Source organism: Bacillus aerolatus (assembly GCF_009183655.1).
Taxonomy (GTDB): domain Bacteria; phylum Bacillota; class Bacilli; order Bacillales; family Domibacillaceae; genus Pseudobacillus; species Pseudobacillus aerolatus.
In genome coordinates, this window is the sequence record NZ_WEIO01000004.1 from 84,012 (window position 1) to 104,875 (window position 20,864).

The window sequence follows — 20,864 nt, forward strand, 5'->3', positions numbered from 1 at the left end:
TATTCCTCCTGTTAATTTTTATTTTCCGTCCTCAGACAAGCCTTTTTCCATAGCTTTCCATGCGAGTGTTGCGCATTTAATTCGGGCAGGAAATTTCGATACCCCCTGCAGCGCCTCAATGTCGCCAAGGTCTAGGTCATCAGGATAGTCGTTTCCTTGCATCATGTCAGAAAAAACTTGTGAAAGCTTCAATGCAGTTTCTATATCTTTTCCTTTGACAGCCTGTGTCATCATCGAAGCCGAAGCCATAGAGATGGAGCACCCTTCTCCGTCGAACTTCGCCGCTGATACTTTTCCGTCTTCCACATTCAATGTGAGGTGAATGCGGTCTCCGCACGTCGGATTGTTCATATCAACGGTTAAAGTACCGTCTTCCAACTGTCCTTTGTTACGCGGATTTTTATAATGGTCCATAATCACTTGCCGGTACAACTGATCTAAGTTATTAAAAGACATCGCTGAAATACTCCTTTGTTTGAACGAGTCCCTGTACGAGTCTGTCAACGTCTTCTTCTGTGTTATACAAGTAGAAACTTGCTCTGGCCGTTGCCGAACATTCTAGCCATTTCATGAGAGGCTGCGTACAGTGATGGCCGGCACGGACAGCAATCCCTTCTGCGTCAAGCACAGTCGCCACATCATGCGGATGGACATCACCTACATTAAATGTAACAAGACCGGCACGTTTTTCACCGGCAAGCGGTCCATAAATCGTCATGCCTTCGATCGTGCTAAGCTGCTCCATCGCATAATCAGCTAAACGGTGTTCATGCTGTTCAATTTCATCAAGCCCGATTTCTTCAAGAAAATCAATGGCTGCGCCAAGCCCAATGGCTCCTGCAATAATTGGCGTGCCGCCTTCAAACTTCCAGGGCAGCTCTTTCCAGGTTGATTCATAGAGACCGACAAAATCAATCATTTCTCCGCCGAACTCCACCGGTTCCATGTTGTCAAGAAGATCTTTTTTGCCATACATGACGCCAATGCCTGTCGGTCCGCACATTTTGTGGCCCGAAAAAGCGAGGAAATCACAATCGAGATCTTGCACATCAATTTTCATGTGCGGGGCTGTCTGCGCTCCATCCACAATCATGATAGCACCTTTTTCATGAGCTATTTTCGTGATTTCTTTAATCGGGTTGATCGTACCGAGTACGTTGGACACCATCATGATGGAAACGATTTTTGTCTTCTCAGTAATCAATTCCCTTGCATCATCAAGTAAAACTGAACCATTGTCTTGCAGCGGCAAATATTTCAACACAGCGCCTGTTTCTTTAGCCAGCTGCTGCCACGGGATGATGTTACTGTGATGCTCCATATACGTAATGACGATTTCGTCGCCTTCTTTTACGTTAGCGCGGCCGTAGCTTTGCGCAATCGTATTAAGCGATGTTGTCGTACCACGGGTAAACACAATTTCTTCACGAGCTTTCGCATTAATGAACTTACGCACTTTGTCACGTGCGCCTTCATAAGCGTCCGTTGCCCGGTTACCGAGTGTATGAACGCCGCGGTGGACGTTCGAATTATCTTCCCGGTAATATTTATTCAACGCTTCAATAACCTGTATAGGCTTTTGTGAAGTCGCGGCACTGTCTAAATAAACAAGCGGATGGCCGTTCACTTTTTGGTCGAGAATGGGGAAATATTGTTTAATTTCCTTCGCATTCATTAGCGTACTTTCCTTTCAATCACTTCAGTCAGCTGTTTCTTAACGCCTTCAATTGGCAATTTTTCAACAACCGGAGCCAAAAATCCGTGAATGACAAGGCGTTCTGCTTCTTGTTGGGTAATGCCGCGGCTCATTAAGTAGTAAAGCTGAAGCGGATCAACCCGGCCGACAGATGCCGCGTGTCCAGCTGTTACGTCATCTTCATCAATAAGAAGAATCGGGTTCGCATCGCCGCGCGCTTTTTCACTAAGCATCAATACGCGTGATTCTTGTACCGCGTTCGACTTAGAAGCGCCGTGCTCGATTTTACCGATACCGTTAAAGATCGATTTGGCCGCATCTTTCATGACGCCGTGCTTTAAAATAAAGCCTTCTGTGTTTTTGCCGAAGTGAACGACTTTTGTCGTAAAGTTTTCCGACTGGTTTCCGCGGCCAACAACGACTTGCTTCGTATCCGCAAATGATCCATCACCCATTAGGTTTGTGACGTTTTCAGAAACAGTGTCGCCATCGTTCATCATGCCAAGCGCCCATTCAATGCGGGCATCGCGGCCGGCTGTACCGCGGCGGTTCACGTAAGTCGTTACTCCGCTTGCCAAATTATCCACAGCTCCATATACTACTTTCGTGTTTGTTCCAGCGATCACTTCTGCAATGATGTTGGCTACGCCGCTTTCGGGAGCAACGGTCGATACGTAGTTCTCCACATATGTGACCACACTGTTGTCATCTGCCACAATGAGCACGTGGTTGAACAGCGCTGCTTCTTCGTTATCGTGGACGTACACAGCTTGAATCGGTTCTTTCACTTCAACATTTTTTGGAACATATAAGAAAGCTCCGCCGTTCACTAAAGCCGCATGCAAAGCAGTCAGCTTATGTTCGTCCGGCTTCACTGCATCTGTCATGAAATATTTTTGAACGAGATCGCCATGTTCCTTCACCGCTGTCGCGATATCAGTGAATATCACGCCTTGATCTGTTAAATCCTGTGAAACAGAAAGAAAAGCAGGTGTTTGGTTGCGTTGTATATAAAGGTTTTTGTTGACTTCTTCAACATTGATTAAGGACTTCAACTCTTCTGGAAGTTCCCCTAGGGAAGCAAACGGCTCACTCTTCACAGAATGAGATGTAAATTGCGTGAAGTTCCATTTATTAATTTTCGTTTTTTCCGCGATTGGCAGCGGCAGCTCTTCTGCCTTATCAAGAGCAGCAAGACGCAAATCCGCCAGCCACTGGGCTTCGCCTTTTTCCGCTGAAAAAGAGCGAATATACTCTTGATCTACTGGTAGGTTTGTTTCTACAGTCATGTCCGTCCTCCTAGTTATCCAACTTTCATGTATCAATGAAGAAGCAGCTTCTTCACTTTTGTCTTGCTCCAGGCGCTAGCGCGTACGCTGATCGAGCGCCTTCCGCTTTTCATTTGTCCAGCTGCAGGCGCTAGCGCGTACGCTGATTTCGCTCTCTCTGTCGGAGTCTGAAGAACGACTCCGACAGAGAGAGCTATAAATCCGCTATCGCGCTGATCGAGCGCCTTCCGCTTTTCGTTATTGACTTACTGTTTCGTCTTCGATGCCTAGTTCTTGTTTGATCCAGTCGTAGCCTTCAGCTTCAAGGCGATGAGCAAGCTCTGCTCCACCAGATTTAACAATGCGTCCCTCCATCATCACGTGGACGTGATCCGGTGTAATGTAGTTAAGCAGGCGTTGGTAGTGGGTGATCATTAAGCAGCCGAAGCTTTCGCCGCGCATTTCATTGATGCCTTCAGCAACAACTTTCAACGCATCGATATCAAGGCCAGAGTCGATTTCGTCAAGAATCGCGATTTTAGGTTTAATCATCATTAGTTGTAAAATTTCATTGCGCTTTTTCTCCCCGCCTGAGAAGCCTTCATTTAAATAACGCTGCGCCATATCTTGGTCCATTTCTAAAAGGTCCATTTTCGAATCCATTTCGCGAATGAATTTCATCAAGGAAATTTCATTGCCTTCTTCACGGCGGCTGTTAATTGAAGAGCGCAAGAAATCGGCATTTGTTACACCGCTGATTTCGCTCGGATATTGCATCGCAAGGAAAAGGCCGGCACGCGCGCGTTCGTCTACTTCCATTTCCAATACATCTTCACCGTCAAGCTCAATGCTTCCGCTCGTTACTTCATATTTAGGGTGGCCCATAATAGCTGCAGATAAAGTGGATTTACCTGTCCCGTTCGGTCCCATGATGGCGTGGAACTCTCCGCCTTTTATCTCAAGATTTACACCTTTTAAAATTTCTTTTCCGTCAATAGCTACGTGTAAATCTTTAATTATTAATGTTGAAGCTGTCATGTCCATACCTCCGTCATTATCGAAAATGCACGATGTTTGTTGTCATTCTCAATTTATTCTCATTACAATCTTATAACAAATGAAAATTATATTCAACCGGTCTGAACGAATTACACCGGATATTCAATGATAGTTCACTCTTTAGTCAACATCAAGAGAGCTGGCAGCCGCTTCCCTTTAGCTTTTCCGCTTCCCAGCTATCTTATTTGCATTTTTTCATATCATAAGAAAAGCCAGCGTCTCACGCTGGCTTTTCAATCGTTTCACTTCAATTGGCATAATTATGATAAATAGTTCGTAATTTTGCGGTTATGATCCGCAACCATCCGGCGGCTTTCCACATATTCCTCTTGACGTTGACGTTCAACATTCATTCTCACTTCATGATTTTGGCGGTACACCTCGTATCCTATTCCATGGGATCCATGCATAGCCTTTTCCATACTTTCTGTGTACTGCATATTCAGTGAGTTTAACGAGTTAATGGGGAATCAATCCTTTCGGTTTTTAAAATCATTTTTTCTTACACTATTCATGGTAACAGGCTTTCCTTTTTTTCTCAAAAGGCATATAACTTCCTCTCACCTGCTCACACATGATTTTACGTGCTTACTATCATATATATAACCGCATACTTAAAATTTAAACCATATACTCTCCTATTCTTAATTTTCCGAAATTTCTTCTTGAGTAAATAAGCCCTTAAGTCGTTGGTATATAAGGAAAAACAAAAACTTATTTCTCTGTTTCTTTATTTATCATTTTTTAATGATTCATTTTCAACTCTTCGATTGCTTCTTGCACGAGAGTAACAGCCTGGCTCATCGCAGCTCCTCCACCGAAAGCAGCAGCTACACCGAGCGCCTCCAATATTTCTTTTTCACTGCAGCCCTGATCAAGACAGCCTTTCACGTGATAAATAATACAGTACTCATCCTGGGCAAACACACTGATCCCAAGGGCAATAAGTTGTTTTTCTTTTTGCGTGACTTCTCCTTCTTTAAAACACTCGGCTGTAAAGTTCTGATAATGCCGCGCAAGTTCTGGCATCTTTTCCGTAAACACACCAAGCCCTTCTTTATAATCAAGCAGCGCCGCTTCCATTGAAGTTAAATTTTCTTGGTCCATGTGATGACCTCCTCTATTTTTATCTTTTTTAATATGTAGCAAGCAAGATGACTTTATTCAGGAAAGAATGGCAGGAAAACATATAAGAGTATATTGATCGGAAGCCAGTTGTTATAGTTTGCGCACCTGCTTTTCGTATTTGTGCACGCACTTCTGAACTTTATGCACCGCTGCTGCAGCTCTTCACAAGAAAAAACCTGCAAGGAGGCATCCTTGCAGGTTTCGTCATTATTCGTTAACCGGTACGACCGATCCTTTCCACTCTTTCATAATGAAATCCTGGATTTCTTTTGAATGAAGCACTTCTACGAGCGCTTTAATTTTTTCTTTCTCTTCATCACCGCCGCGAACAGCGATTACGTTTACGTACGGAGATTCTTTGTCTTCAATCGCAATAGAATCTTTCGTTGGGTTTAACCCGGCGTCAATTGCGTAGTTGGAGTTGATTAAAACAGCATCGCCTTCTCCGTTGTTATACGCTTGCGGAAGAAATGCCGCTTCATAATTATATTCAAATTTCAAATCTTTTTTGTTTTCAGCAATGTCTTCTGTTGTCGCTTCTTCTTTCTTTACGCCTTCTTTTAACTTAATAAGTCCTTCTTTTTCAAGCATTGTCAAAATACGGCCATGGTCAGCAACCGAGCTGCTCATTAAAATTTTGGCGCCTTTCGGAAGCTCGTCCAGGCTTTTATACTTTTTAGAATAAACACCGATTGGTTCAATGTGAATTCCACCGGCGTTTACAAATTTATAGCCGTGTTCTTTCTTTTGTGATTCAAGGAAAGGAATGTGCTGGAAATAGTTCGCATCCAGGTCGCCTTCTTCCAATGATTTATTCGGTAAAATATAATCTTGGAATGTTTCAATTTTAAGGTCATAGCCTTTTTCTTCAAGCAATGGTTTTGCTTCTTCCAAAATAATAGCGTGAGGCACGTTTGATGCTCCGACAACGATTTCTTTATCTTCTTTGCCGCCGGCTTTTTCTTCTTTCTTTTCATCTGAGCCGCCGCAAGCAGCAAGCGCGAATACAGCTAGTGCTGTTAATAAAGTCAGTAACCACTTTTTCATTCTTTATTTCCCCTCCTGAAATTATCTTTTATCTAATTTATTAGTGACGAGGTCACCAATCAATTGAATCACAAATACAATGATCAAAATGACGATCGTTGCCACAAGAGTAACATCGCTGCGGCTGCGCTGGAAACCGTCAAGATAAGCGAGGTTTCCGAGACCGCCGGCACCAATGACACCGGCCATTGCCGTGTAGCCGACAAGAGCGATCGCTGTAACTGTAATTCCGGAAACGAGCGCCGGCATTGATTCAGGAAGCAGCACTTTAAAAACGATCGTGCTCGTTTTCGCTCCCATCGCTTTTGCCGCTTCAATGACACCTTTGTCGATTTCACGCAAGCCGATTTCGACCATACGTGCGTAAAAAGGAGCAGCGCCGATAATGAGCGCCGGCAGCGCAGCATTTTCACCGATCATCGTTCCAACAATCGCTTTCGTAAACGGAATTAATAACACGATTAATATAATGAAAGGAACCGAGCGAAACACGTTGACGAAAGCAGCAACGACACTATACACCGCTTTGTTTTCCCATATATTCCCCTTTGCCGTTAAAAATAACAGCAATCCAAACAATATCCCCAAAATAAACGTCGCGAGAACCGAAATACCGGTCATATAAAGGGTCTCACCAGTTGCTTCCCACATCTTTTCCCAATTTACATTCGGAAGCCATTGTTCAAGCATGACTAATCACCTCCGAACTAACTTCTTGCTTTTCAAGATAAGCCACCGCTTGCGCCACTTCTTCCGGCGCACCCGTTAAATGAACAAAAAGTGAACCGTATGCGCCATTTTGCGTTTGCGAAACTTTCCCCTGCACAATATTTACAGCAATATTGAATTGTCGGATTAGATTCGTAATGATCGGCTGCTCCGCACTTTCCCCGATAAAAGTAAGCTTGACCACTTTCCCGTCTGGAAACTGTTCAAGCAAGTGTTCAATAGTTTCTTTTGATTCTTCCAGTTCTGTCACTTGCTGGACGAACCGCTTCGTAATCGGCTGCTCCGGTGATTTAAAGACGTCAAGCACCGGGCCAAGCTCCACGACACGGCCTTCTTCCATCACAGCGACCCGGTGGCAAATCTTCCGGATGACGTGCATTTCGTGAGTAATGAGCACGATCGTTAATCCGAGACGCTTATTAATGTCAACGAGCAGATCCAATATGGAATCGGTCGTTTGCGGGTCGAGCGCGGATGTCGCTTCGTCACATAAAAGTACTTTCGGGTCATTCGCCAGCGCCCGGGCGATGCCGACACGCTGCTTCTGCCCGCCACTCAGCTGGGAAGGATAAGAATCCTCCCTGCCTTCGAGGCCGACAAGCTTGATCAACTCATCTACTTTCTGATCCCGCTCAAGCTTCGACACTTCAGCAATTTCAAGCGGAAAAGCGATATTTTCCCGCACTGTTCTTGACCAGAGAAGATTGAAATGCTGAAAAATCATGCCAATTTCCTGGCGTGCCCGGCGCAGTTCATTTCCCCGGATTTTCGATACTTCGCGGCCGGCAACAACAACTGAACCAGAAGACGGGGTTTCCAGTCCGTTCAGCATCCGGATGAGCGTACTCTTTCCGGCGCCGCTATACCCGATAACACCGAAAATTTCGCCTTTATCTATCGTTAAGTCTATATGATCTACTGCCGTGACTTTTCCGTTTTTCGTGGAAAAGACCTTTTTCACATTAGCTATTGAAATCATGTTGCGGTATTCCTCCATTCAGCATTGCCTTAAAAAATAAAAACCTTTCTGCTCAATGAGCAGAAAGGCAGACTTTGTCAGATTCCTTTCTCTCATCTTCCAAAGCATGTCGCTTTGTGTGAATTGGCACCTTTTCAACAGCAAAAACAGCTGTTGACGGTTGCCGGGCTTCATCGGGCACATCCCTCCGCCTCTCTTGATAAGAGCAGTATGCGTAATGTAACTTTCTCAGTGGATTGATTTTATCATTTTTCCGCGAAAATTGTCAATCGCTCCGTCGAAAATTTGTTCCTGCCGTTATTTTCCTTCACGATAAGGCCGGCACAGCCAAAGCAGTGATTCAAACCAGAGCTGAAACCGGTAAAAGCCTGAAATTTTCACCGCTCCCATACGTTCATGCAAGCGCAGCTGTCCCTCACCGGCCAACAGCGGTTCCACCTCGCCGCTCAACTTAAGCTGCCAGTTTCCTGATGCATTGTTCGACACGTCCATTCCTTGATCGCTGATCGTCAGCAGCCAGCTGCCGCCTCTGCACTCAAGCAGCACACGGACAGGTTCCCGCGGCAGCAACGGCCAAATATGAGTTCGATCCTGACAGGCTGCCTGCATAGCAAACAATTTCTCTTCCATCTCATTTCCCCCTCTGCACCTCTTTCATTAATTCAAAAGAATTCAAGGCAAAAGGGAGAAGTTCCTTTATTATTTGCTCGACAAAGTGCGCGCCTGTCTCCCGCATTTTTCGCCAAAAAAAGCCGCTTCCAATTTAGAAGCAGCATTTAGACATATTGATTCAATTTTTCATACACATGGGGAACCGACTGGAAAGCATAAAGCTTTTCCTTTAACTGTCCGTCTTTAAAAATAAGCAAACACGGCACACTTTCAACCGCGTGTTCAATCGCAAAACTTTCATAATAGTTTAAATCGAGGCGGACCCATCTAAAGTCATCCGCCACTTTTTCTACCACATCAATCATTTTTCCGGCAAGTTGGCACGTCCCGCATATCGGCGTATATGCATATACCGCTGTTAAGTTGTTCGATTGCACAATTGCCTGCATATCTTGTTCCATTCGCATCTTACCCATCCTTTTGCAAAAACTCTCCATGTACGTCAATATTGGCACTAAGTAACACAGAAGCCAGGTGACGGTAAGGAGCAGTAGCGACTTCTTTGTAGACACGGTCGATGTATAAGTGGCGGGCTTCCGGAAACTCGCGGATAAATTGCTTGCGCAGCTTTTCCCCCGCCCGGTCCGCATCAACAAGAATGTACACATCCCGCTCATATAAACCTTCAATCAGCTCATCCAGCCGGCTTACACCAATCGTGCCATTCGTACAAATAATCTCCACCGGCTCATTAATGATCTCCTGCACCTTTTTCCGGTCAGAAGTGCCTTCGACAATAATCGTTTTCCCTGTGAACATGATCATCATCCTTCACCGTCGCGATACTTGCCTCGTTCTTTTATTGTCCTTTATTTAACAAGAAATTGCAAAAGAACACTTTCGCACGGAAAGTGTTCTTTCGTAATTAGTCTTCTTTTGTCATTTCGTCATACTGCTCAGCCGTCATTAAGCTGTCCAGTTGAGCAGGATCAGATAATTCGACAACGATCATCCATGCTTTTTCATACGGAGATTCGTTGACGAATTCAGGATTGTCATCAAGATCCTCGTTCACTTCAACAACCTTCCCGCTGACAGGTGCATACAATTCTGAAACTGTTTTTACAGATTCTACACTGCCAAACGGCTCATCGGCTTTGATTTCATCGCCTACAGATGGAAGCTCAACGAACACAATGTCGCCAAGTTCCGATTGCGCGAAATGGGAAATCCCAATGCGGACTTTCTCTCCTTCTGTTTTTACCCACTCATGCTCTTCTGAATAACGTAATTCTTTCGGTGTACTCATGTTAATCCCTCCATTACCTGGTTTCAAGTAAAACTTTACTTATTATAAAGGCACAAAGCAAGTAAAAAAAGCTTCATGCTCGCTTTACAACCATTGTTTCTCAAATTCCTCTTCTTTAAAACCTACCGTGACTTTCTTTCCGTCAGTTGTGAGCGGGCGCTTAATCAGCATGCCGTCTGAAGCAAGAATCTCCAGCAGCTCGTCGTCAGAAGCTGTTTTCACTTGGTCTTTCAACCCGAGCTCGCGGTATTTCTGACCGCTCGTGTTGAAAAACTTCTTTAATTCAAGTCCGCTCTTTTCATACATATCTTTCAATTCTTCTTTTGAAGGCGGATGCTCCACAATATGTACGGCCTGAAACTCAATACCTTGTTCTTCCAGCCACTTCTTCGCTTTGCGGCAAGTCCCGCATTTCGGATACCAATAAAACGTCAATGCCATTTCCCAGTCGGCCTCCATTCTGCATAGATTTCCGGCTTTTAATCATTTTCGACATATTTTCTAAATCTCCTGCTCTTTTTAGAATATATTCTTTTTTATTATTAAAAGCGTATTACTGTTTTAAAAAGCACCTGCCGAGTCAGCAGATGCTTTCATACAAGCTTACACTACATATTTTTCGGCATCAATCAGACGATCGGCTGCTTCGCGCTTTTTCGCGATCACATTGACCGGCGTGTATCTCGTTAATTTACGGAGAACGGACATCATCATGCGCAGCGTGTCGCCTTCTTCGACAGCAATCACCGTTTCTTTTGCATGGGTTTCAATTTCATTGAACGCTTCTTGGCAGTAAATTTGCGTGTATAACAGTTTTTGCTTCGCTTTTGCTTCGCCAGTGTTCGCCATTGCTTTTTCTGTTCTGAGCACAACCGACTCCATCGCATAAATATTGTTCACAATATCTGCAATATTCGCCAGAATTTCCTGTTCTTTCTCCAGCTCTTTTCCATACTTTTGGACGGCAAGCCCAGCTGCAAGCAAACCGATTTTCTTCGCGTTTTTCACTAAATATTTTTCCTGCTCAAGCGCTTCTGTGCCGACTTCTTCTGGCATGAGCATCATTAGTTCATTTTGCAGCTCCTGTGCTTTTTCAAACAGCGGCAATTCACCTTTAAATGCTTTACGAATGTACGTACCAGGCACGAGCAGACGGTTAATTTCATTTGTCCCTTCAAAAATCCGGTTAATACGGGAGTCGCGGTACATTCTCGCAATTTCATATTCTTCCATGAAGCCGTATCCGCCATGAATTTGCACGCCTTCATCTACCGCGTAATCAAGCACTTCCGAGCCAAAAAACTTACCGAGAGAACATTCAATAGCATACTCAGCGATGGACGCAGCGACGGCCAATCCATCTTTTTGTTCTTCCTCAGACAGCTGGCTCATGCGGTCTTCGAAATAACCGACTGTACGATAAATGGCGCTTTCACTCGCGTAAATCTTCGAAGATATATTGGCAAACTTTTCTTTCATTAAGTTGAAAGAAGAAATTTTCGTTTTAAACTGCTGGCGTCCGTTCGCGTATTTTAAAGAAATCTCCAGCGCGCGCTTTGAGCTGCCGACGGTGCCTACTCCAAGCTTGTAACGGCCAATGTTTAAAATATTAAAGGCGATGACATGGCCTCTGCCCGCCTCGCCGAGCAAGTTTTCTTTCGGCACCTCGGCATCCTGTAAAATCAATGTCCGCGTCGATGAACTTTTGATTCCCATTTTATCTTCTTCCGCACCGGTTGAAACACCTGGGAAATCCCTTTCCACGATAAAAGCAGAAAATTTGTCGCCGTCGATTTTCGCATAAACGATGAACACATCAGCAAAGGCCGAGTTCGTAATCCATTGTTTTTCCCCGTTCAGCACGTAATGAGTGCCTGCTTTGTTCAGCCTTGCCGTCGCCTTTGCCCCGAGTGCGTCCGATCCAGATCCCGGCTCTGTCAACGCATAAGCGGCAATTTTTTCGCCAGTCGATAACTGCGGCAAATATTTTTGTTTTTGTTCTTCATTGCCGAATAAGACAATTGGCAATGACCCGATGCCGACATGCGCGCCGTGAGTAATCGAAAAACCACCCGCTCCGGCCATTTTTTCAGCAATGATTGCCGAGCTGATTTTATCAAGATTGAGCCCGCCGTATTCTTCCGGTACATCTGCGCTTAACAGTCCGAGAGCGCCCGCTTCTTGAAGCAGCTTTACGGAGCGGTCAAATTCATGCTTCTCCAAATAAGGAACTTGCGGAACGACGCTGTTATTCACGTAATCTTCCGTTGTTTTGGCAATCATTTTCTGCTCATCGGAAAAGTCCTCCGGCGTAAATATTTGATCATATGTGACATCTTCAATTAAAAACGCTCCGCCTTTTACCGCCTGTCTTTCTGCTTGGTTTGCCATGTTTCATTCCCCCCGTTTTATCGTTTTATTTATAACAGCTCGAATACACCTGCTGCTCCCATGCCGCCCCCAATACACATCGTCACGACACCAAATTGCTCCTGGCGCCGTTTCATTTCATGAAGCAATGTTAATGTCAGTTTCGCTCCTGAACAGCCGAGCGGATGGCCGAGGGCGATCGCCCCGCCGTTGACGTTGACTTTTTCCGCGTCGAGTCCGAGCTCCCGGATCACTTGAATTGACTGGGAAGCGAACGCTTCATTTAATTCGATTAAGCCGATATTTGACAGTTCCAGCCCGGCAAGCTTCAATGCTTTCGGAATGGCCACGACCGGACCAACACCCATAATTTCCGGAGGTACGCCGCCGACAGCGAATGAACGAAATTTCGCCATCGGTTTCAGTCCAAGGGATTCAGCTTTTTCCCGTTCCATCACCATAACAGCGGCCGCACCGTCGCTCGTTTGCGAAGAGTTTCCGGCTGTAACCGAACCAGTGACTGAAAAAGCGGGACGCAGCTTTGCCAGTGTCTCCATGTTCGTACCCGGACGGACGCCTTCATCCTGTGAAAAAGTAATCTGTTTCTCTATTACTTTATTATCTAGTCCGAGATGGCGGAGCGTGACGTCCACCGGCACGGTTTCGTCCGCGAATTTGCCTTCTGTGACCGCTTTCGCTGCCCGGTCATGACTTTGGACAGCAAACGCATCCTGCTCTTGGCGGGTAATGCCGTATTTTTTCGCCACTTCTTCAGCTGTATGCCCCATGCTCATGTAATATTCGGGCATTTCTTCTGCGATGCGGATGTTCGGACGGACGACATGCCCCATCATCGGTATAAGACTCATTGATTCCGCTCCGCCGGCAATAATCGTCTCGGCCTGCCCGGTCATAATCCGCTCGGCTGCAAAGGCAATGGCTTGCAGTCCCGAAGAGCAGTAGCGGTTAATCGTAATGCCCGGCACGTTGTAAGAAAGGCCGGCAAGCGCGCCAATATTGCGCGCCATATTCAGCCCCTGCTCTGCTTCCGGCATCGAACAACCGATGATCAAATCATCGATTTCCCCATCATAATTCCCCGCACGCTTTACCGTTTCCTTGACCGCAATAGCACCCAGATCATCCGGGCGGACTGTGGCGAGTGTGCCCTTTTTTGCACGTCCGACCGGCGTTCTTGCACCGGCGACAATGACCGCTTCTTTCATTTGCTTTCTCCCCCTTGCATTTTCATGTATATAGTCGACCCGGTTAGTTGCGCAGCGGCTTTCCTTTGACGAGCATATGCTGCATGCGCTGCTGTGATTTCGGTTCAGCGATTAAGCTCAAGAAAGCTTCCCGTTCGAGATCAAGTAAATAGTCTTCGTCAACTTCTGTGCCAAACGGCAGTTTCCCTCCGGCAATTACGTAGGCCAATTTCGAGGCAATGTTAAAATCATGCTCCGAAATAAAGCCGGATTTCAACATCGCCCGCGCGCCCAACAAAAGGGTGGCATAGCCTGTTTCGCCGACGACCGGCACTTTTTTTCTTTTCGGTGCCCGGTAGCCTCTTTCATAAAGATGAAGAGCTGCCTGCTTCGCATCGTATAATAAATGATCGCCATTGACGCTGATGCCGTCCGCCTGCGATAGGAAATTATTTTCCCGAGCTTCAGCAGCTGATGTGGATGTTTTAGCTGTAGCAATCGTTTCAAATACTGTATTGGCGACTGCCTGCAAGTCAAACTGGACGCCATTGGCCATTCGCTCTAAGTGCCGGATATATAGTTCTTTGTTTCCACCGCCGCCTGGAATGAGTCCGACGCCTGCTTCAACAAGCCCCATATACGTTTCTGAACTTGCTTGAATGTGGGCAGCTGGCAGACAAACTTCCGTGCCGCCGCCGAGTGTCATAGAGAACGGTGCGGCAACGACCGGCTTGCTGCTATATTTCACTTTCATCATCGCCTGCTGGAAGCCTTTGACGACCATATCTACTTCCCACAAATTGTCATCTTGTACTTCCATCAAAATCATCGCCAAGTTGGCACCGACACAAAAGTTTTTCCCCTCGTTCCCAATCACGAGCCCTTTGTAATTTTTCTCGGTTTCTTCTACTGCATAGTTGAGCATCTGCACAATATCCATGCCGATCGCATTGTTCGGCGAATGGAATTCAAGCAGAACCACCCCGTCGCCGACATCAATCAAGCTTGCTCCGCTGTTCTTTTTCAGCACTTTCCCCTGTTTCTTCAGCTTCTTCAAATCAATGGTTTTCTCATTGACTGGCACTCGTTCGTACTCGCTATTATGATAAAAATAAGTTTCGCCGTTTTCTTCTTTATAAAAAGAGGCGGAGCCGTTCGCGATCATCTCTTTCACCCATATCGGCACGGTTAACCCTTCTGCTTCCATTTTCTGAACGGATTGTTCAAGGCCGATTGAATCCCATACTTCAAACGGTCCTTGCTCCCAGCCGAAGCCCCACTTCATTGCTTGATCAATGGCCACAATATCATCGGCAATTACCCCTGTCAGTTCGGCTGAATAAGCGAGGACAGGGGCGAGAATCTTCCAGAGGAAGACCCCTGCTTTGTCGTCAGCGTAGACAAGCGTTTTCCATTTGGCCGAGTTTCCTTTTTGCTGCTTCGCCATTTCCACTGAAGCTGCTTTCAATTTCTTCCGCTCACTGTATTCCATTGTTTCTGGATTCAGCTCGAGAATGGACTTTCCTTCTTTTTTGAAAAAGCCCTGGCCGCTTTTCGCGCCAATCCAGCCGTTATCACGCATGTTCTTCATAAAGTCCGGCACAGCAAATACTCTTTTTTCTTCACCCTCCACCTGTTCATACACGTTATTTGCGACATGAATGAATGTATCGAGCCCAACTACATCTAACGTGCGGAACGTTGCGCTTTTCGGACGCCCGATCAGCGGTCCGGTAATCGAATCTACTTCACCGGCAGAAAGGCCTGAAGCCAGCATTTCCTGAACGGTTTTCAACAGGCCGTATGTACCGATACGATTAGCGATAAAATTCGGTGTGTCTTTCGCAAGCACGACTCCTTTGCCGAGCACGTCTTCACCGAATGCTTTCATGTAATTGAGCACTTCCGGAGCCGTGTCTTTCGTCGGAATGACTTCAAGCAATTTTAAATAACGCGGCGGATTGAAAAAGTGTGTGCCGAGAAAGTGGCGGCGGAATTCTTCCGAACGGCCGGCTGCCATCTCTTCAATGGAAATTCCCGAAGTATTCGAGCTGACGATGCTGCCCGGTTTGCGATGTTTCTCCACTTTTTCAAATACTTGCTTTTTCACGTCGAGGTTTTCTACAACCACTTCAATGATCCAGTCGACATCTTTTAATTTCTCTACATCATCTTCTAAATTTCCTACTGTAATTAATTGCACGTTTTTCTTTGATGTGAGCGGAGCCGGCTTTTGTTTTAACAGCTTTTTTAATGCTCCTGCAGCAAATTTATTTCTAATTTCTGTATCATTTAGCGTTAACCCCTTTGATTCCTCTTCTTTCGTGAGTCCCCGTGGAACAATATCTAATAGTAAGGACGGAATGCCGATGTTCGCTAAGTGGGCCGCAATACCTGACCCCATTACTCCCGAACCTAGAACGGCAGCCTTTTGAATGTGCTGAACCACCATTATTTCCCCCTCCACACTCTTTGAATGAATACTCATTCATTATTTCTATTACTAATATAACCTAATCACAAACACGGCGCAACGATTAAAATGAAAATTTAGAAATTTTAAACTACAAAAAGAGCAGAATCATTCCGCTCTCTTTATTTTTTTAGTATGCCTTTTAAAACAAAAGCGACGTTGGCCGGCCGTTCCGCAAGCCGGCGCATGAAGTAGCCGTACCAATCCTTTCCGTATGGCACGTACACGCGCATTTTAAACCCTTCGTCAGCAAGTTCCTGCTGCCGCTCCGGCCGAATGCCATAAAGCATTTGAAACTCAAACTGTTCATTCGGAATACCGTGTTTTTTGACAAACCCTTTCGTGAAATTAATTATCGCGTCGTCATGTGTCGCCACAGCAGTATAATGACCGTTCAATAAATGTATACGAATGATTTTTTTAAAATTGTTGTCCACATCTTTTTTAGTCGGAAAAGCAACTTTAGGCGATTCTTTGTACGCACCTTTGACGAGCCGCAGGTTAGGGGAAAAAGCGTCCAGATCTTTCATGTCATCCATCGTTCTATACAAATACGCCTGGATGACTGTACCAATGTTTTCATATTCGCTTTTCAACTGCTTAAATATGTCAATCGTTGGACCACAGCGCGAATAATCTTCCATATCAATAGTGACAAAGACGTGATGTTTCTTCGCCGCTTCTAAAACTCGGCGCATATTGGCAACAGCCAGCTCCGGTGACAGATCCAGCCCGAGCGACGTCAGCTTTAATGACAGCTGCGAATCCAGCTTTTCCCGGCCGATCGCTTCAACCGCTGCAACTGACTGATCAGCCATCGCCCGCGCTTCCGCTTCATTGTCAATAAATTCACCGAGGTAATCGATCGTTACACATAAATTTTTCGCGTTCAGCTCTTTTATCACTTGCACTGCCCGATTAATGCTGCTTCCCGCAACAAAGCGGCCCGCCCCGAAACGAAGCCCATACCTCTTCGCCAGCTTCGTCATCGGCTTGTTTTTTGATAAAAACAAAAAGAAGTTCCTCATCGCCTTTTCCACATCCATCTCCTCCCCAACATTAGTTGAGCCCTTTCTCTCTATGTATATGTTTCATTATTTCTTTTTATTGAAAAAGAAACAAACCGCCGAAGAAGCATTTCGTCAGCGGTTTTGTCTATTTAGCAGTCGTTCACAAGGATATACGCTGCTTTTACGGGTCCGTGCACGCCAATGACGAGGTTCATTTCGATGTCGGCGGAGTTGCTCGGTCCAGTGATGAAGTTAATACACGATGGCACGACTTCACCCCCTTCAATTTTTCCCCTGATGGCTTCGGCCGCTTGAGTGATGCGCGGCACGATCGTGCTTTTTGGGATAATGGCGATGTATTGTTTTGGCAGCAGGCTGACGGAACGGCCTTTATCCGGGCTGCTGAAAAGGACGACTGTTCCAGACTCGGCGAGCGTCATGTCGCTAAATGTAATGCCGATGTTCGCTTTTTCAGCAAGTTCAATATTTTTTTCACCGAGCACCGGGTCCCAGATGTTCACTTCTTTTTTTTCCGCGGGCCACTGCTTATGAATTAATTCATCGAGGCCAAACCCGCTGAACCGTTCATCTTTCCAGAGAGAGAGCGGACCGCCGCCGTATAAGTTGACAGCCGCTGCTAATCTTTTCGGCAAATCTGCAAGAGATGTTTCGATCAGTTCTGCGTGAATGAGCCGGCACTGGCTGCGCAGCACTTCGACGAGTTCTTCTTGCGACGCATCTTTTAACACATGATGCTGCGGCTGAAACTTCCATACAGGCCGCTCCACTCGCTGTTTTCTTTCTCTTCCAAGGCTCGAGGCGACATTTGCTAAAAAGGCATCACGGTTTTGAATCGTTCCGCTCATGACTTACCGTCTCCTTTCTCTTTTTGGTGATGTGTAAACCAGTCGCGAAACCGTTCTTTTTCCGGCGCCGGGAATTCGCGCAGCTCCGTCCATGCTTTCAGCGGACCTGGTCCTTTGGAAATTCGGTCATTTTTCGTCAACGGCTTCATGACAGTCGAAGCCACTTTTGAACCCATTTGATAAAGCGGATTAGAAGCCGCTCCGAGGCCGAACGCTTTCATGGCCAGCTTTTCGGAAACAGGCGCGCGCCCTTCTTTTTCTACAATGACTTGCCGATGCTTATGAAGTAATTCATGAAGCGGAATTTTTACCGGGCATGCATCTGTGCAGGCGGCACACAAAGTGGAGGCATACGGCAGCTCTTTAAAGTCGTCATAGCCGCCAAGCAGCGGCGATAGCACAGCGCCGATCGGACCTGAATAAATCGAGCCGTACGAGTGGCCCCCAATATGACGGTACACTGGACAAACATTGACACAGGCGGCACAGCGGATGCACTGAAGAACCGACTGAAATTCAGTGCCTAAAATGCGGGATCGTCCGTTGTCCACAATGACTAGGTGGAAGTCTTCCGGTCCGTCCACATCCCCTTCCCCTTGTGGTCCCGTCAAAGCTGTTACGTAGCTCGTCAACTTTTGCCCGACCGCACTGCGCGTCAGCAAACTGACAAGCACTTCAAATTCTTCAAACGACGGGACAATCCGTTCCATGCCCATGACCGTAATTTGTGTTTTCGGCAGCGCTGAGACGAGACGGGCATTTCCTTCGTTCGTGACGAGGGTAACCGAACCTGTTTCCGCAATAGCGAAATTGCAGCCAGTAATGCCAATATCGGCTGTTAAAAACTCTTTGCGCAGCATTTCGCGCGCATGCATTGCGAGTTCTTCCGGTTTCGATGTCCGGTCATAATCCAGCTTTTGGGCAAACACATCGCGGATCTGTTCTTTATTTTTATGAAGTGCCGGCGCGACAATATGAGACGGCGGGTCGTGGTCATCAACTTGCAAAATGTATTCGCCGAGATCGGTTTCGATCACTTCGCAGCCCGCTTCTTCTAAGCAGGCATTTAAGTGAATCTCTTCCGTCACCATTGATTTCGACTTCACTACTTTTTTGCCTTCTTTCTTCTGAATCACTTCTTTAATATACCGGCTTGCTTCTTCTCCTGTTTTGGCAAAAAAGACGTGTCCGCCCCGGCTCGCTACGTTTTCACTCAGCTGATGTAAATAGTAATCGAGGTTTTCTAACACATGCTGGCGAATTTCTTCTCCATGGGAGCGCCACTCTTCCCAGTTGCCAAGTTCTTCAGCCGCATCAAGCCGGCGGGTGTGCAGTCTTTCCTGCGCGCCTGCGACGGCTTTCCTCATAAAATCATCGCCAATATTTTCTTTTATGCGCTCTTTAAAATCTTCCGTGCTAAACTTCATTGCCATGATGATCCCCCCTTTTCACTTGTAAATTTACCGGCTGTTCAACACTTCAGCTATATGCATCACGCGCACCGGCTTGCCTTTTCGCTCCATCCGTCCTTTTATATTCATTAGACAGCCGCAATCAGCACCGATTAAATAATCAGCGCCCGTAAGTTCTGCACTGGCCACTTTTTCATCGACCATCTGTTCAGAAATAGGTCCCATTTTCACGGAAAACGTGCCGCCGAATCCGCAGCAATTATGTGCGTTCGGCAAAGTAATCAACTCGAGTCCCTCAACTTCGTTCAACAGCTTCATCGGGGCATCTTTCACTCCTAACAGCCGTGTCATGTGACAGGAAGGGTGGTACGTTGCTTTTCCTTCAAGCTTCGCCCCTGTTGCTTCCACTTGCAGCACTTCTACGAGAAACTCCGTAAACTCATATGTTTTCCCAGCAAGCTTTTCCGCTCTCGGCTCCCATTCAGAATCTCCTTTAAAAATGCGTGGATATTCTTTAAACATCGTCGCGCACGAACCGGAAGGCGTCACTACGTATTCCGCTTCTTCAAATGTTTGAATCATATTTTTCATTGCTGCTTTCGACTCTTCCACGTAGCCGCTGTTATAGGCCGGCTGCCCGCAGCACACCTGTCCTTGTGGGAAAGTTAACTCACAGCCAAACCGTTCTAGTACTTCCACCATGTCCTTACCGACATTCGCCTGGAACATATCAACGAGACACGTTACGAATAAGCTGACTTTCATTCTATTCACCTACTTTATCAAAGTATCAACTGGTCATCTGATGACCTTATCAATGTATAGTTAATCATACTATAAATTCAGACTTTTTTATACGTTTTACTTAATTTTTCAAAAAAAATGATCCATCTGCTTTAACATACTAAAGCTGGATGAACCACTTTTCTGCTTATAATCATTTGTCAATTGATAACATATACGTGGATAAAGTGGTTTCAACATTGTGTAAATGCACACGCATTTCCAACGCCGCCTGCTCTGATTGCCGTTCAACAATCGCCTTAAAAATAGCTTCATGTTCTTCGTACAGTTTCTCTATTGTTGCTTCTTCTGTGTACAGGCAAATACGGCGTGTTTCTCTCATTGATTCCGCCATTAAATCAGACACATGGTTCATCAAGCTGACGAGCAGCGGATTCCTTGTAGCTTCCGCCAGTGCCAGATGGAAATTCAAATCCGCTTTTTCTCCAAGCAAAATATCACCAGAATGTTCCTTCATTTCTTCTAAAGCAGTTTGAATTTTTGCCAAATCTTCTGTTGTTCGCTTTTCTGCTGCGATAGAAGCTACACCGGCCTCAAGCATTTTTCGCACTTCAAGCAAGTGAAAAATGTCTTCTTTATTCATTAATATGGCACTTTGGATCGGAAAAGCAATATCCGTTGGCGAGAACTCGTTAACATACGTCCCCTCTCCCTGGCGCAATTCGATCAACCCCATTGCTCTAAGGGAAGTTAACGCTTCACGAATAGCTGACCGTCCCACTTGAAAACTTTCTGCCAGCTGCTGAACTGAATCCAGTTTGTCACCTGGTTTCAGTTCACCGGAACGAATGGAATCGAGCAGCGCATCCGCTACTTCCTCATAAATTTTTTTCGGTTTAATTTGTTTATATTTCATTCATCATCACCTCAATTTATCATCTCTATTATAAACCAAAA

General features: G+C 45.8%; 22 protein-coding genes and 1 riboswitch. All 22 genes read right to left on the reverse strand.

What is annotated here, in order from left to right:
• Positions 1-18: 18 nt before the first annotated feature.
• The 22 genes from sufU to F9802_RS08375 all read right to left on the reverse strand — a co-directional run bounded on the left by sufU (position 19) and on the right by F9802_RS08375 (position 20,823).
• Positions 19-456, reverse strand: a complete 438-nt coding sequence (gene sufU / locus F9802_RS08270) for a Fe-S cluster assembly sulfur transfer protein SufU (protein WP_152150834.1) — start codon at positions 454-456, stop codon at positions 19-21.
• Positions 446-1,675, reverse strand: a complete 1,230-nt coding sequence (locus F9802_RS08275) for a cysteine desulfurase (RefSeq protein ID WP_152150836.1) — start codon at positions 1,673-1,675, stop codon at positions 446-448. The genes sufU and F9802_RS08275 overlap by 11 nt, the downstream gene beginning before the upstream one ends.
• Complete coding sequence (gene sufD / locus F9802_RS08280; protein ID WP_152150838.1) at positions 1,675-2,985, reverse strand: Fe-S cluster assembly protein SufD; 1,311 nt, start codon at positions 2,983-2,985, stop codon at positions 1,675-1,677. The genes F9802_RS08275 and sufD overlap by 1 nt, the downstream gene beginning before the upstream one ends.
• Positions 2,986-3,222: 237 nt before the next feature.
• Entirely contained in the window at positions 3,223-4,002 is a 780-nt protein-coding gene (gene sufC / locus F9802_RS08285) for a Fe-S cluster assembly ATPase SufC (RefSeq protein WP_152150840.1), read from the reverse strand.
• Positions 4,003-4,283: 281 nt separating this feature from the next.
• Positions 4,284-4,445, reverse strand: coding sequence for a hypothetical protein (locus F9802_RS08290; protein WP_225435244.1), 162 nt, complete (start codon positions 4,443-4,445; stop codon positions 4,284-4,286).
• A 322-nt stretch (positions 4,446-4,767) separates the two neighbouring features.
• Positions 4,768-5,130 (reverse strand): carboxymuconolactone decarboxylase family protein, encoded by a 363-nt coding sequence (locus tag F9802_RS08295; protein ID WP_152150844.1) that lies wholly within the window; start codon positions 5,128-5,130, stop codon positions 4,768-4,770.
• Between the two features lie 228 nt (positions 5,131-5,358).
• Positions 5,359-6,198, reverse strand: coding sequence for a MetQ/NlpA family ABC transporter substrate-binding protein (locus tag F9802_RS08300; protein ID WP_152150846.1), 840 nt, complete (start codon positions 6,196-6,198; stop codon positions 5,359-5,361).
• Positions 6,199-6,219: 21 nt separating this feature from the next.
• Complete coding sequence (locus F9802_RS08305) at positions 6,220-6,888, reverse strand: methionine ABC transporter permease (RefSeq protein ID WP_152150848.1); 669 nt, start codon at positions 6,886-6,888, stop codon at positions 6,220-6,222.
• Positions 6,881-7,906 (reverse strand): methionine ABC transporter ATP-binding protein, encoded by a 1,026-nt coding sequence (locus tag F9802_RS08310; protein ID WP_152150850.1) that lies wholly within the window; start codon positions 7,904-7,906, stop codon positions 6,881-6,883. The genes F9802_RS08305 and F9802_RS08310 overlap by 8 nt, the downstream gene beginning before the upstream one ends.
• Positions 7,907-7,995: 89 nt before the next feature.
• Positions 7,996-8,112: riboswitch (SAM riboswitch) on the reverse strand.
• Positions 8,113-8,203: 91 nt separating this feature from the next.
• A complete protein-coding gene (locus F9802_RS08315) occupies positions 8,204-8,536 on the reverse strand; it encodes a hypothetical protein (RefSeq protein WP_152150852.1) in 333 nt (110 codons plus the stop codon).
• A 146-nt stretch (positions 8,537-8,682) separates the two neighbouring features.
• Positions 8,683-8,985 (reverse strand): thioredoxin family protein, encoded by a 303-nt coding sequence (locus tag F9802_RS08320; RefSeq protein ID WP_225435245.1) that lies wholly within the window; start codon positions 8,983-8,985, stop codon positions 8,683-8,685.
• A 1-nt stretch (position 8,986) separates the two neighbouring features.
• Positions 8,987-9,337: a toprim domain-containing protein gene (locus F9802_RS08325; RefSeq protein ID WP_404799150.1), complete on the reverse strand. Its 351-nt coding sequence runs from the start codon at positions 9,335-9,337 to the stop codon at positions 8,987-8,989.
• A gap of 106 nt (positions 9,338-9,443) precedes the next feature.
• Positions 9,444-9,827 carry a glycine cleavage system protein GcvH gene (gene gcvH, locus F9802_RS08330; protein WP_152150856.1) on the reverse strand — a complete coding sequence of 128 codons (384 nt, stop codon included), beginning with the start codon at positions 9,825-9,827 and terminating at the stop codon, positions 9,444-9,446.
• Positions 9,828-9,911: 84 nt separating this feature from the next.
• Complete coding sequence (locus F9802_RS08335) at positions 9,912-10,268, reverse strand: arsenate reductase family protein (protein ID WP_152150867.1); 357 nt, start codon at positions 10,266-10,268, stop codon at positions 9,912-9,914.
• A gap of 162 nt (positions 10,269-10,430) precedes the next feature.
• The gene (locus tag F9802_RS08340) at positions 10,431-12,218 is read right to left on the reverse strand and encodes an acyl-CoA dehydrogenase family protein (protein WP_152150869.1); all 1,788 of its coding nucleotides are present in this window, start codon (positions 12,216-12,218) and stop codon (positions 10,431-10,433) included.
• 29 nt (positions 12,219-12,247) lie between these two features.
• Positions 12,248-13,423: an acetyl-CoA C-acetyltransferase gene (locus tag F9802_RS08345; protein WP_152150871.1), complete on the reverse strand. Its 1,176-nt coding sequence runs from the start codon at positions 13,421-13,423 to the stop codon at positions 12,248-12,250.
• A 43-nt stretch (positions 13,424-13,466) separates the two neighbouring features.
• Entirely contained in the window at positions 13,467-15,854 is a 2,388-nt protein-coding gene (locus tag F9802_RS08350) for a 3-hydroxyacyl-CoA dehydrogenase/enoyl-CoA hydratase family protein (protein WP_152150873.1), read from the reverse strand.
• A gap of 143 nt (positions 15,855-15,997) precedes the next feature.
• Positions 15,998-16,915 carry a proline dehydrogenase family protein gene (locus F9802_RS08355; protein ID WP_152150875.1) on the reverse strand — a complete coding sequence of 306 codons (918 nt, stop codon included), beginning with the start codon at positions 16,913-16,915 and terminating at the stop codon, positions 15,998-16,000.
• Between the two features lie 119 nt (positions 16,916-17,034).
• Positions 17,035-17,751 (reverse strand): LutC/YkgG family protein, encoded by a 717-nt coding sequence (locus F9802_RS08360; RefSeq protein ID WP_152150877.1) that lies wholly within the window; start codon positions 17,749-17,751, stop codon positions 17,035-17,037.
• Positions 17,748-19,184, reverse strand: a complete 1,437-nt coding sequence (locus F9802_RS08365; RefSeq protein WP_152150879.1) for a LutB/LldF family L-lactate oxidation iron-sulfur protein — start codon at positions 19,182-19,184, stop codon at positions 17,748-17,750. Before F9802_RS08365 ends, F9802_RS08360 begins: the two co-directional genes overlap by 4 nt.
• 27 nt (positions 19,185-19,211) lie before the next feature.
• Positions 19,212-19,928, reverse strand: a complete 717-nt coding sequence (locus F9802_RS08370) for a (Fe-S)-binding protein (protein WP_152150881.1) — start codon at positions 19,926-19,928, stop codon at positions 19,212-19,214.
• A gap of 172 nt (positions 19,929-20,100) precedes the next feature.
• Entirely contained in the window at positions 20,101-20,823 is a 723-nt protein-coding gene (locus F9802_RS08375; RefSeq protein WP_152150883.1) for a FadR/GntR family transcriptional regulator, read from the reverse strand.
• Positions 20,824-20,864 lie beyond the last annotated feature (41 nt).